The following is a 12655-nucleotide window of genomic DNA, read 5'->3' as shown; positions in this document are numbered from 1 at the left end:
GGGCCACCTGCTGCGTGCAGCAGGTGGCCCCCCGTTTTTCTGTTCTGGTAGGTGAAGCTTCGGCTCAGTGCAGGTTGATCCTGATCACCCGGCCGTCGGGCGCGGTCTTCCCTGAGAAGTCAGGCAAGGCATGCGTCGTGGCGTAAAGGCGGTCGCCGCGGATCTCCAAAGCACCCGGGGCAGTCGCCTTGTAGAAGTGCCGTGCCGTGTGGTGCCCCTTCTTCAGGACGGAGATCTCGTTGCCGAACATCTCGGCCACGTAGATGTCCCCGCGGGAGCCGACGGCCAGGTTGGTGGCGCCGGAAAACCCGTCGGCCAACTCTACGACCTTGCCGGTACGGGAATGGACCTTGAACACGCGGCCCAGCGCTCCCAGGCTCTCATCCTCGGGTCCGCCCGGCAGCGAGGTAACGTACAGCCAGCCGTGCGGGCCGAACTCCACATCCGTGGGGACGGACTCCAGATAATACTTCTTGCCCACCACACAGCGCGGCAAGTGCATGCCCTTGGCCACGGACGCGGTGACCCGGAAGGCTGCCGGCGGCAGTACCGCGACGGTGCTGACCCGCTTGGTGTGCTTGTTGATCTTCAGGATCGCGTTGGCCCCGGCGTCGGCCACGTAGATGTAGTGCCGGTCAACGGCCGTGGCGTAGGCATGGGAGTCGACGAGTCCCTTGTATTTGGCCGGAATCGTTTTCGGGACCCGGTCCAGGCACTTTTGATCCTTGACATGCCTGAAACCGTAGGTGATGTTGCCGTCCGGATTCCGTTTGGCCTCATAGCGGGCAACGTCGGCTATCTTCTTCGGCGTGGCCTTGTGGTGGCGGGCGTCCAAGGACTTGATCCACTGCACGTTCGGCAGTCCGTCCATTCCGCCTGCGCCCGTGCCTTCAGAGAAGTAGATGGTGTCCTTGTAGAGGGATACGGATCCTACCTCGGGACCGCCGGACTTGTAGACAACTTTCGGATTGCCGCGCGACGGCACCTTGTTCAGGATGCCGGCAAAATTCTGGGTCACGTACAGGCCATGCCGCCCGGCAGCAAGGCTGAGCGGGGACATCAGTCCGTGGGCAAGCTCTGTGGCGGCGGGAGCCTGGGCGCTCTCGGTGTCGGCCGTTGCGGATGCCGGTGCCAATCCGGTGCCGAGCGTTAGGCCAAACACCAGTGGAAGGGCGAGATAGAGGGATTTCTTTTTCACGGTGGAGCTCCTGGAAGCCGCGGGGCACGTCGGATGTCTCGCAGGTGGTGAGGAATGTCTGGAAAAGGGCTAAGTGATGCCAAGAGGCGACTGTGCCGTCGGCCCTGCTGAATTCCCCTGGAGCCGCATGGACGGCACGCGATTAGCTCAAAGTATTGCAGCCCACAGAGGCTGTCAACGATTCATGCTTTAATCCCCAGCCCGCGCTGCACCCGGGACGCCATATACTGAAAGGCGTGACTTCTGGCCTGCTCCGATCCGGACTGATACTCGTTGACAAGCCGCAGGGGTGGACCAGCCACGACGTCGTCGGCCGGATGCGCCGCCTGGCCGGAACCCGAAAGGTCGGCCATGCGGGAACACTGGATCCCATGGCCACGGGAGTGCTGGTGATCGGCGTCAACAAAGCTACCCGTCTGCTGACCTACATTGTCGGTGCCACCAAAACCTACGACGCGACCATCAGGCTGGGCCAGTCAACGGTCACTGACGACGCCGAGGGCGATATCACAGCAGAAACCATCGCCGCAGCCGTGACGGAACAGCAGATTAGGGCGGGCGTCGCCGCGCTCACCGGAGACATCCAGCAGGTGCCCAGCAGCGTGTCGGCCATCAAGGTCAACGGGCAGCGCTCCTATGCGCGCGTCCGCTCCGGCCAGGAGGTGTCGCTTCCGGCCCGGCCCGTCACCATTGAAAGATTCGAGATCCACGGCGTCCGGCGCGAGCGCGGGGGGAAAGTCCAAGATGTGGACGTCACGGTCGAATGTTCGTCCGGCACATACATCCGTGCGCTGGCCCGCGATCTGGGACAGCGGCTGGGCGTCGGCGGACACCTGACGGCCCTGCGACGGACCCGGGTGGGTCCCTTCCGGATCGAAGACGCCGCTACCCTGGAGCAGCTGGCCGAAGACCTGCAGATAACCGGCTTGGATGACGCCGCCAGGGTACTTTTCCCGGTCCGCGAGCTCAGCGGCGCGGAAGCCGACGACGTTTCGCACGGCCGGCGGATCCCCGCCGGGGGAGTGCGCGGGGCGACGGCGGCGTTTGCCCCGGACGGGGCCCTGGTGGCACTGCTGGAAGACACCGATTCGCAAGCGAAGCCCCTGCTGGTGTTCGCACCGGGAAGCGAGGCGTCCGCCAAGTGATCGTTGACGGTTTTTTCATCGCCGGCGCGGTGGTCACCTTGCTGTCTGCCATCGTCTGCGTGGTTGCAGCAATCCTGAAGCACGGGCCAAACGATGTCACCATTCTCACGGTGGCCGCCGTGGAATTGTTTCTGCTGGTCTACGGCGTGGCCGGTATCATCAGACAAGCCTCCGGCGAAGCAGTGTCCGGGGAGGCGTGGGAATTCTGGGGCTACCTGATCACGGCATTGCTGGTGCCGGTAGCGGCCTTTTGGTGGTCCATCATGGATCGCAGCCGGTGGAGCAACCTGGTGCTGGGTGCAGCAGGAATCACCGTATTCGTGATGCTGGTGAGGATGGAGCAGATTTGGGACGGAGCAGTCGCCGCGTGAAACCCGGCCAAGAGGAACATCGGGCCGCCGACGCCGGCGGGAAGACGGCCGTCAGCGGCCGGGCCACCGGTTTCGGCCGCTTGCTGGTTGCGGTCTACGGGGTCTTTGCGCTCTCCGCTACTGCCCGCGCCGGCTACCAGATAGCTACCAAGTTCCATGAAGCGCCGGTGGCGTACCTGCTCTCAGCCTTCGCGGCAGTCGTGTACGTCCTGGCCACCATCACGCTCGCCAGGTCCGGCACCCGGTCCTACTGGCTGTCCGTCGCTGCCGTGAGCGTTGAATTGGTCGGTGTCGTGGCCGTAGGACTGCTGAGCCTGCTGGATCCGGAACTTCTTCCCCAGGACACCGTTTGGTCCGGCTTCGGCCAAGGCTATGGCTACGTTCCCCTGGCGCTGCCGGTCATCGGACTCTGGTGGCTCCGGCAGCACCGCCCGGGGGCGAACCGGAAGCCTGCCGAAGATCGTCCATAATGGAAGGGGTCCCGGCGCCGAAGCCGCGCCCGCTCAAGGCCGAACCGACGAGGAGTTTACTGTGCACTACTGGAAAGACCTGGCCGACGTACCCCGCGGCTACGGTCCGTCAGTGGTGACACTGGGAAACTTCGACGGCGTCCACCGGGGCCACCAACAAGTACTGCGACGCCTGGTGGAGACCGCTTCCTCCCACGGGACACAGGCCGTGGCGATCTCCTTCGATCCGCATCCTGCCCAGGTTCACCGGCCCGACGCTGCCCCGCAGCTGATCATGGGACTTCAGGACCGGGTCGAAGCCCTGGAGGCCAGTGGCCTGGACGGCCTGCTGATGATGGCCTACACCCTGGAACTCGCCGGGGAAACTCCTGAGGAATTTGTCCGCAAGGTCTTCGTGGAGACTCTCGGAGCAACAGCCGTGGTCATTGGCCACGACACACGGTTCGGCAAGAACAACGCCGGTGACGTGACCACAATGCAGGAGCTCGGCCGCCAGTTCGGCTTCACGGTTGAAGTCGTGGACGAATACGAAACCGACGCCGACCACGGCACGGGCAGCGTCCGGCGGTGCTCGTCGTCGTGGGTGCGCGAGGCACTGGCTGCCGGCGATGTCGCTACGGCCGCGGAGGTGCTTGGACGGACCCACCGGATGCGCGGTGAAGTGGTGCACGGCGATGCCCGCGGCCGTGAACTCGGCTTTCCCACTGCCAACCTTTCCAAGCATTCAACGGGCATGGTCCCCGGTGACGGCGTCTATGCCGGCTGGCTGGTGGACCAGGCCGGTACCAGGTGGCCGGCTGCCATCTCGGTCGGATCCAATCCGACATTCGAGGGGGCCAGCCGCCGGGTCGAGGCGCACGTGATCGATCGGCCGCAGGAGAGCACCGACGACTTTAATCTCTACGGCCAGGAAGTAGTGGTCGAATTTGTCGAGCGGTTGCGCGGCATGGTCGCCTACACCGGCCCGGAGGCGCTGATTGCCCAAATGCGCGATGATGTGGTGCGTACCCGAAGCCTGCTTTCGACAGACTGAGTCTGCAACGGTAAACTTGCGGTGGATACGGCTGCGGTCTGTGGCGGCTGTATCCCTCCGTGCTCTGCGTCCGGCAGCCTCTGGCGGCCGGCGGTCAGTATGGAGCCCCCGGCAGCGAAGTGCTGACACGGGCCTCACGGCACAACTTCTAGGAGTTACTGTGGCATTGGACGCCGCTCTCAAGCAGGAAATCATCAAGGAATACGCCACGCACGAGGGCGACACGGGTTCTCCCGAGGTACAGATTGCTGTTCTGTCCCGTCGTATCTCCGACCTGACGGAACACCTGAAGATGCACAAGCACGACCACCACACCCGCCGCGGCCTGATGGCCCTGGTCGGCCGTCGTCGTCGCATGCTCACCTACCTGCGTGACACCGACATCACGCGCTACCGTTCGCTCATCGAGCGCCTCGGCCTGCGCCGCTAGCAAGTGATGGAGGCGGCTCTTCCGTTCACTGCACCAAGGGAACAGAAGAGCCGCCTTTTCCTACCGCACCGGGATACTGGTGCGCCAGGACCACGGCCGGCGGGGAACCGGCGGCCGGACAACTACATCAACTGGAGACTTTCGGTATCGCGGCATTCGCGGTCCTCGGTAGTGGCTTCCGGGACGCCCACAGGGCCGGCCCGTAGGTCTCGATCGAAGACCGGGTGGCGTACAGGCAGGCAGGCCGTGAAGCGGCCTCGCAGATCTGGGCAGATACCGGCAGCCTCCGCACACTCGAAGAAACGGAGGTGGCTCTCTTGGAGGGTCCCGAAATTCAGTACGCAGAAGCGGTTATTGACAACGGCCGGTTCGGCCAGCGCGTGGTCCGGTTTGAAACCGGCCGCGTGGCGCAGCAGGCCGCAGGCTCGGCGATGGTCTACATCGACGAAGACACCGCACTGCTCTCTGCCACCACAGCCGGCAAGTCCCCGCGCGAAGGCTTTGACTTCTTCCCGCTCACCGTCGATGTGGAAGAGCGCATGTACGCCGCCGGCCGCATCCCGGGTTCGTTCTTCCGCCGCGAAGGACGCCCGTCCACCGAAGCGATCCTCGCCTGCCGCCTGATGGACCGCCCGCTGCGTCCTGCCTTCGTGAAGGGGCTGCGCAACGAGGTCCAGATCGTGGTGACCGTGCTGGCAATCAACCCGGACGTCCTGTACGACGTGGTGGCCATCAACGCTTCCTCCATGTCCACCCAGCTGAGCGGCCTGCCGTTCTCCGGTCCGATCGGCGGTGTCCGCGTGGCGTTGGTGGACGGCCAGTGGGTGGCCTTCCCGAAGCACTCCGAACTGGAGCGCGCCGTGTTCAGCATGGTGGTGGCCGGCCGCATTGGCGGCGGTGCAGATGGCAACGACATCGCCATCATGATGGTCGAGGCTGAGGCTACCGACAACGCCTGGAACCTGATCAAGGAAGAGGGCGCGCCCGCGCCTACCGAAGAGGTCGTGGCCGAAGGACTGGAGGCGTCGAAGCCGTTCATCCGTGCACTGTGCGAGGCCCAGTCCGACCTGGCTGCCCGCGCCGCCAAGCCGACCGTCGAGTTCCCGATCTTCAAGGACTACGAGGACGATTCCTTCGCCGCCGTTGAGTCCGCCGCAGCCGCCAAGCTGACCGAGATCTTCTCGATCGCGGACAAGCAGCAGCGCAACGAAGCCGCCGACGCCTTCAAGGCCGAGGTCCTGGGGCAGCTGGCCGGCACCGAGACGGCGGAATTCGCCGGCCGCGAGAAGGAAATCTCCGCAGCCTTCAACGCCGTGACCAAAAAGGTTGTCCGCCAGCGCATCCTCACCGAGCAGGTGCGCATCGACGGCCGCGGGCTGAGCGACATCCGCAAGCTGACCGCCGAGGTCGAGGTTCTTCCGCGCGTCCACGGCTCGGCCATCTTCGAGCGCGGCGAAACCCAGATCCTGGGCGTCACCACGCTGAACATGCTGAAGATGGAACAGCAGATCGATTCGCTGTCGCCGGTGACGCGCAAGCGCTACATGCACAACTACAACTTCCCGCCTTACTCCACCGGTGAGACGGGCCGCGTGGGCTCGCCCAAGCGCCGCGAAATCGGCCACGGCGCGCTGGCCGAGCGCGCCCTGGTGCCGGTACTGCCGTCGCGTGAAGAGTTCCCGTACGCCATCCGCCAGGTCTCGGAGGCGCTGAGCTCCAACGGCTCCACCTCGATGGGGTCGGTCTGCGCTTCCACGCTGTCCCTTCTCAACGCCGGTGTGCCGCTGAAGGCTCCGGTGGCCGGCATCGCCATGGGCCTGGTTTCCGACCAGGTCGACGGCGAGACCCGCTACGCGGCGCTCACCGACATCCTGGGCGCCGAGGATGCCATGGGCGACATGGACTTCAAGGTCGCCGGTACCGCGGAATTCGTCACGGCCATCCAGCTGGACACCAAGCTCGACGGCATTCCCGCCTCCGTGTTGGCCGCCGCGCTGAAGCAGGCGCGCGAGGCGCGCCTGCACATCCTCGGCGTGATCAACGCTGCGATCGACCAGCCGGACGAAATGAGCGAGTACGCCCCGCGGATCATCTCGGTCAAGATTCCGGTGGACAAGATCGGCGAGGTCATCGGCCCCAAGGGCAAGATGATTAACCAGATCCAGGAAGACACCGGCGCGGACATCTCCATCGAGGACGACGGGACCGTGCTGATCGGTGCGACCGACGGTGCTGCCGCCGAAGCCGCCCGCGCGGCCGTCAACGCCATCGCCAACCCGCAGATCCCCGAGGTCGGCGAGCGGTACCTGGGCACGGTCGTGAAGACCACCACCTTCGGTGCCTTCGTGTCGCTGACTCCGGGCAAGGATGGATTGCTGCACATCTCCGAGCTGCGCAAGCTGGCCGGCGGCAAGCGTGTCGACAATGTCGACGACGTCGTGTCGGTGGGCCAGAAGGTCCAGGTCGAGATCACCAAGATCGACGATCGCGGCAAGCTGTCCTTGGCTCCGGTGGTGGCCGACGAGGCTGCAGCCGACGAGGTTGTGGCCGAAGAGGCTGCGGCCGAATAAAGATGACCGTTGTCGCCCTGCCGCTGGCCGGCAGCATGCAGCATGCCGATGCTACCGAGCTCGGCGGGTCGGACCCCACGCTGATCCACGGCGAACCGGGCGGTGCCATTGTGCGCCGCTCGGTGCTGCCCGGAGGCGTGCGGGTGCTGACCGAAGCAATGCCCGGCCAGCGGTCGGCGACGATCGGGTTCTGGGTCGGTGTTGGCTCGCGGGATGAAGCCGCGGGCCAACACGGCTCGACCCACTTCCTGGAGCATCTGCTCTTCAAAGGCACCAAGCGCCGGACCGCCCTGGACATCGCGGCGGCGTTCGACGAGGTCGGCGGTGAATCCAATGCCGCCACGGCCAAGGAAAGCACGTGCTACTACGCCCGGGTCCTGGACTCGGACCTGCCGATGGCCATCGACGTCATCGCAGACATGATTACTTCTGCTGTCCTGGATCCGCAGGAGCTTGAGCAGGAACGCGGGGTCATCCTCGAAGAGATCGCCATGGACAATGACGATCCTGCCGACGTGTGCCACGAAAAATTCGTGGAGGCGGTGCTCGGCGGGCATCCGCTGGGCCGGCCCATCGGCGGGACTCCGGAGGCGATCAAGGCGGTCGGCCGGGAATCGGTGTGGGCCCATTATCAGCGCTACTACCGGCCCGACGAGCTGGTGGTGACAGCCGCGGGCGGGCTGGACCACGACGCCGTGTGCACGCAGGTGCTCGCCGCGCTCGAATCTGCCGGCTGGCACCTCAAGGCCGGCGCGGTTCCGGTGCCGCGCAGGGAGACCGCCGCGGCGGCCATCAGCCCTGCCGCCGGCATCTACGTGCATCGCCGTCCGGTAGAGCAGGCGAACATCGTCATGGGCTGCCCGTCCATCAACGCCACCGACGAGCGCCGCTTTGTGATGAGCGTGTTGAACGCGGTGCTGGGCGGCGGCATGTCTTCCCGGCTCTTCCAGGAAATCCGCGAAAAGCGCGGCCTCGCCTACGCCACCTACTCCTTCTCCGGCGCGTATGCCGACGCAGGCTACTTCGGCATGTACGCCGGGTGTTCGCCGGCCAAAACCGGCCAGGTCATCGACCTGCTGGGTGCCGAACTGGACCGGCTGGCCGCCGACGGCATCTCCGCCGACGAGCTTCGCCGCGCCGTCGGCCAACTGTCCGGCGGCATCGTGATGGCCTTGGAAGACAGCGGTTCGCGGATGTCGCGGTTGGGACGCGCTGAACTGGTGTCGGGGGAATTCCTGGACATTGACGAATCGCTGGCCCGGATTGAGGCGGTTACCGCCGGGCAGGTCCAGGAACTGGCCGCGGAACTGGCCGCAGCCCCCAGAGTGGTCACCGTCGTCGGCCCCTTCGACTCAGCAGCCGACTTCTCACGCTAGATACAGCCCGGAGCGCAGCAGCGCTGTTCCGGGCTGCTGGCCAACCCCGGCCTGGGCCCGAAGCGCGGTTCCGGCTGGTACTCAGCCGCCGGCAAAGGGCGGCAGGATGTCAATCACATCGTCCGGCGCCAGCGGCGTCTGCCGGTCTCTGCACGCCACCTCGTTGCGCAGGAAAGTGCTCCGGGCGATGACAGACGCCATCGAGGGAGCGGCCGTTGCGGCGGAAGCGGCCGTGCCGGGTGCCCCGGCCGAAGCCGAGGGTGCGGCCCCGGACACGGTGCCGGCCAGCACCCGCTCCTCCGCCGGCACCGGACTGTGGCGCGCAACAACGTTGCGCAACACCGCTTCCAATGTGGTGCCCTCGGGCAGGTCCAGAGTTTCTTCCTCGACGCCCGCCGCGGCCTGGGCCGCGCCGAAATACCGGACGATCATCTATCCGCCTATCGCACTCATGGTCCGGTCCGGCTGGACAAAGTCCGTGCCGCCCAAACCCGCATGGTCCATCCCGTGGGCCTTGGGTTTGCCCCACATGGCCGCCCGCCAACGTTCCGCCACTGCCGCATCGTCCGCACCGGAGCGCAGCAAGGCCAGCAGGTCCGTTTCCTCGTGCGAGAACAGGCAGGAACGCACCTTGCCTTCGGCCGTGACCCTGGTGCGCCGGCAATCGGCGCAGAACGGCTCCGTGACCGAGGCAATGATCCCCACGGTACCGGCGAGAAGCTCCGGTGAGCTCCGCCGCCGCACCTCCCACCGTTCCGCCGGGGCCCCGTCGCGTTCGCGCGGATCGGGGGTGAGCAGGAATTCCGGTTCGAGCAGGGCGCGGATGTCAGCGGCCGACAGCATGTTCTGCCGGGTCCAGCCATGGTCGGCGTCCAGCGGCATCTGCTCGATGAACCTCAGCTCGTAGCCGCGGTCCACGGCCCAGTCCAGCAGCGCCGGCGCTTCTGCATCGTTGATGCCGCGCATCAGCACGGCGTTGATCTTCAGCAGGCCCAGGCCGGCGGCGTCGGCGGCTTCGATACCGGCGAGCACCCGGTCCAGCACAGGCCGGCGGGTCAGCCGGGCGAACGTCTCGTGATGCAGCGAGTCGAGGGAGACATTGATCCGCGTCAGGCCGGCTGCCTTCAACGCGGCTGCCTTTTTCTCCAGGCCAAGGGCATTGGTGGTCAGTGACACCGGCAGGTCCGGGTGGTTGCTCCGGACCGCAGCGATGATTTTTACCAGCCCTGCACGGACCAGGGGTTCGCCGCCGGTCAAGCGCAGTTCCCGCACACCCAGCTGCTCGACCGCGATCCGAACCAGCCGGACCACCTCGTCATCGCTTAGGACCTGTTCCTTGGCCAGCCAGTCCAGGCCTTCCGCGGGCATGCAATAGGTGCAGCGAAGATTGCACTTGTCGGTCAGCGAAATCCGCAGGTCGGTAGCCACCCGGCCAAAACGATCCACCAGCGAGGAACCGGCATCCACGGGGCGCGCAGGAGCTGCAGCGGGCGCAGCCGCGCCGGGAATCTGCGGCATCCCCAGATCAACGCTCATACCTTGAGGGTACCCGGGGAGGCCACCGGTTGCAGGCCACACCAGGTCCCCGGCAAGCACGGTTGCGGTCCTGGGATGAGCACTACAGCGGCGGGGGACTGTCCGGTTCCGCATTTGCGGATCTATACTGCGATTTATGACGCAGATACGCATCTCCGATGCGGCCCGCTTCCTCGGGGTCAGTGACGACACGGTGCGGCGCTGGATAGACGCCGGAGCCTTGGCCAGACACCAGGATGCTTCCGGCCGCGCGACGGTGGACGGCGCGGAGCTCGCTGCCCTCGCCCGGGAGCAATCCGCGCTTCCCCAGGACCCCACCGGGATCGGCAGCTCTGCCCGCAACCGCTTCGTGGGAATCGTGACGGATGTCCGGCAGGACACGGTCATGGCGCAGGTGGAGATGCAGTGCGGTCCGCACCGCGTGGTGTCGTTAATGAGCGCCGAGGCGGTGCGGGAGCTGGGAATCACACCCGGTTCGGTGGCCGTGGCGGCGGTCAAGGCGACCATGGTCGTGGTTGAGACGGCCGCGGGAGCGAGCTGAAATGCCCGGTTGGCGGCGCCTGGCTGCCGCGGGGCTGGTGGCCGCCGGGGTTCTGGCAGGCAGCGCGTGCGCGGCGGGAGGGCCGCCAGGGCAAGCGGTTTCCGGCGGCGCGGACAGCCGGGGGCTGCACGGAACGGTCACCGTCTTCGCGGCGGCGTCGCTGCACTCCGTCTTTTCCGGTCTGGCCGAAGAGTTTGAACGCGACCACCCCGGCGTGGACGTGCGGCTGAGTATTGCGGGCTCTTCCGACCTGGCCAGCCAGATTCTTGCGGGCGCCCCGGCGGACGTTTTCGCCTCCGCCGACCGGGCGACCATGGACCAGATTGCCGGCGAGGGGCTGAACGCCGGCCCGCCGGCCAACTTCGCCACCAACGTGCTGCAGATTGTGGTGCAGGCCCGGAACGAGGCCGGCGTAGCGTCGCTGCACGACCTGGCCGATTCCGGCGTGAAAACGGTGCTGTGCGCACCCCAGGTACCTTGCGGTGCCGCCGCCGGCACCCTCCAGCGCGCCGCCGGTGTCCGTATCCCGGCGGTGAGCGAAGAGCAATCGGTCACCGATGTGTTGGGCAAGGTGCTCTCCGGCCAGGCCGATGCGGGACTGGTCTACGCAACCGATGTGCAGGCTGCCGGCGGCGACGTCCGGGGCATCACGGTCCCCGAAGCCGGCCAGGCGGTCAATTCGTACCCAATCGTCCGGCTGAAGCGCGCGGATAACCCGCGGGCCGCTGAAGCCTTCATCACGTTCGTCACCGGGACAGCGGGCCGGCAGGCGCTGGCAGCGGCAGGATTCGGACCACCCTGACCGCCGCCCTGCCACAGTGCACGACGACGGTGCGTACCACTCGGCTGACAACCAACCACACAAGCGGGAGAGCATGAAGACAACGACGGCGGTGCGCGCCCCGGTGCCGTACTGGGTGTACCCAGTGGCGGCAGCGGGTGCTGTTTTCGTGATCCTGCCGCTGGCCGGCATGGCCGCCCGCGTTGATTGGCTCCAGTTTCCGCGCCTCGTCACCTCCGAGGCGTCGCTGGCCGCGCTGGGGCTGAGCCTGCGCACCGCTGCGGCCAGTACAGCGCTGTGCATCGTGCTGGGCATACCGTTGGCGCTGGTGCTGGCACGCGCCAGCTTCCCGGGCCAGCACATCGTCCGTTCGCTGGTGCTCCTGCCCCTGGTCCTGCCGCCCGTCGTCGGCGGCCTTGCCCTGCTGTACACCTTCGGGCGCCGCGGACTGCTCGGCGGAACCTTCGAAGCGGTCGGGCTCGAGCTAGCCTTCTCCACCACAGCCGTGGTGCTCGCGCAATCATTCGTGGCGCTGCCCTTTCTGGTCCTGAGCCTGGAAGGGGCGCTGCGCACTGCGGGCACCAGGTACGAAGCGGTCGCAGCGACTCTGGGCGCCCGGCCGACCAGGGTCCTGCGCACGGTGACGCTGCCGCTGGTGCTGCCAGGGCTGCTCTCCGGGGCAATTTTGTCCTTTGCCCGGTGCCTGGGCGAGTTCGGAGCCACGCTGACCTTTGCCGGCAGCCTGGAGGGGGTCACGCGCACCCTGCCGCTGGAGATCTACTTGCAGCGGGAGACCGATGCCGACGCCGCGGTGGCGTTGTCGCTGGTGCTGGTGGCGGTCGCCGTCGTCGTGGTGATGCTGGTCCACCGGCGGTCCGGCCTGGCCCTGGCGACGGGCGTCCGGTGAGCCTGGAACTGACGGCGAAGATTCCCTCCCGCGGCTTCGAGGCGGACTTCCAGGTTGCCGGCGGAGAAACCGTCGCCGTGCTCGGCCCCAACGGTGCCGGCAAGTCCACCCTGCTGAAGGTGGCCGCCGGGCTGCTGCGCCCTGCCTGGGGCCGCGCTGAACTGGATGGTCAGGTGCTGTTCAGCGCCGGCCAGCCGCTGCCGGACTGCTGGGTGCCGGCCCATGCCCGGGCCGTCGGCCTGCTGGCCCAGGAGCCGCTGCTGTTTCCGCATCTGAGTGTCGAGGGCAATGTCGCCT

14 protein-coding genes are annotated in these 12655 nt (G+C 66.7%); 11 read left to right on the top strand and 3 right to left on the bottom strand.

Going from position 1 to position 12655, the window contains the following annotated elements; genetic code table 11:
* Positions 1–64: 64 nt before the first annotated feature.
* Positions 65–1198 carry a ScyD/ScyE family protein gene (locus tag AC5RWT_RS28340; RefSeq protein ID WP_494083097.1) on the bottom strand — a complete coding sequence of 378 codons (1134 nt, stop codon included), beginning with the start codon at positions 1196–1198 and terminating at the stop codon, positions 65–67.
* Between the two features lie 236 nt (positions 1199–1434).
* Between AC5RWT_RS28340 and truB the strand changes: the two genes are divergently transcribed.
* The 7 genes from truB (at position 1435) to AC5RWT_RS28305 (ending at position 8593) form a co-directional block, all read left to right on the top strand.
* Positions 1435–2343, top strand: a complete 909-nt coding sequence (truB, locus tag AC5RWT_RS28335) for a tRNA pseudouridine(55) synthase TruB (RefSeq protein ID WP_494083096.1) — start codon at positions 1435–1437, stop codon at positions 2341–2343.
* Complete coding sequence (locus AC5RWT_RS28330; protein ID WP_494083095.1) at positions 2340–2714, top strand: hypothetical protein; 375 nt, start codon at positions 2340–2342, stop codon at positions 2712–2714. The genes truB and AC5RWT_RS28330 overlap by 4 nt, the downstream gene beginning before the upstream one ends.
* Positions 2711–3184, top strand: coding sequence for a hypothetical protein (locus AC5RWT_RS28325; protein ID WP_494083094.1), 474 nt, complete (start codon positions 2711–2713; stop codon positions 3182–3184). The genes AC5RWT_RS28330 and AC5RWT_RS28325 overlap by 4 nt, the downstream gene beginning before the upstream one ends.
* Before the next feature lie 61 nt (positions 3185–3245).
* Positions 3246–4217 (top strand): bifunctional riboflavin kinase/FAD synthetase, encoded by a 972-nt coding sequence (locus AC5RWT_RS28320; protein WP_493968105.1) that lies wholly within the window; start codon positions 3246–3248, stop codon positions 4215–4217.
* 160 nt (positions 4218–4377) lie between these two features.
* Complete coding sequence (gene rpsO, locus AC5RWT_RS28315; RefSeq protein WP_493968104.1) at positions 4378–4647, top strand: 30S ribosomal protein S15; 270 nt, start codon at positions 4378–4380, stop codon at positions 4645–4647.
* Positions 4648–4964: 317 nt separating this feature from the next.
* Complete coding sequence (locus tag AC5RWT_RS28310) at positions 4965–7217, top strand: polyribonucleotide nucleotidyltransferase (protein ID WP_494083098.1); 2253 nt, start codon at positions 4965–4967, stop codon at positions 7215–7217.
* Between the two features lie 2 nt (positions 7218–7219).
* Positions 7220–8593, top strand: coding sequence for a M16 family metallopeptidase (locus tag AC5RWT_RS28305; RefSeq protein WP_494083093.1), 1374 nt, complete (start codon positions 7220–7222; stop codon positions 8591–8593).
* A gap of 81 nt (positions 8594–8674) precedes the next feature.
* On the opposite strand, the gene AC5RWT_RS28300 is transcribed toward AC5RWT_RS28305, so the two are convergent.
* Both AC5RWT_RS28300 and moaA read right to left on the bottom strand, forming a co-directional pair.
* Positions 8675–9025, bottom strand: a complete 351-nt coding sequence (locus tag AC5RWT_RS28300; RefSeq protein WP_494083092.1) for a MoaD/ThiS family protein — start codon at positions 9023–9025, stop codon at positions 8675–8677.
* Positions 9026–10129 (bottom strand): GTP 3',8-cyclase MoaA, encoded by a 1104-nt coding sequence (gene moaA, locus AC5RWT_RS28295; RefSeq protein WP_493968101.1) that lies wholly within the window; start codon positions 10127–10129, stop codon positions 9026–9028.
* Positions 10130–10265: 136 nt separating this feature from the next.
* On the opposite strand from moaA, the gene AC5RWT_RS28290 reads away from it, so the two are divergent.
* The 4 genes from AC5RWT_RS28290 to AC5RWT_RS28275 all read left to right on the top strand — a co-directional run.
* Positions 10266–10670 carry a TOBE domain-containing protein gene (locus AC5RWT_RS28290; protein ID WP_494083091.1) on the top strand — a complete coding sequence of 135 codons (405 nt, stop codon included), beginning with the start codon at positions 10266–10268 and terminating at the stop codon, positions 10668–10670.
* A gap of 1 nt (position 10671) precedes the next feature.
* On the top strand, positions 10672–11472 hold the full coding sequence (gene modA / locus AC5RWT_RS28285) for a molybdate ABC transporter substrate-binding protein (RefSeq protein ID WP_494083090.1): 801 nt from the start codon (positions 10672–10674) through the stop codon (positions 11470–11472).
* Positions 11473–11545: 73 nt separating this feature from the next.
* Positions 11546–12358 (top strand): ABC transporter permease, encoded by an 813-nt coding sequence (locus AC5RWT_RS28280; RefSeq protein ID WP_494083089.1) that lies wholly within the window; start codon positions 11546–11548, stop codon positions 12356–12358.
* Positions 12355–12655 (top strand): ATP-binding cassette domain-containing protein (locus AC5RWT_RS28275; protein ID WP_494083088.1); only part of this gene is annotated, 301 nt, incomplete at its 3' end. The genes AC5RWT_RS28280 and AC5RWT_RS28275, both read left to right, overlap by 4 nt.

This window comes from Arthrobacter sp. Dra40, assembly GCF_059091905.1.
The sequence above is the reverse complement of the archived record's forward strand: the minus strand, read 5'-3'. Positions and strand labels throughout refer to the sequence as shown.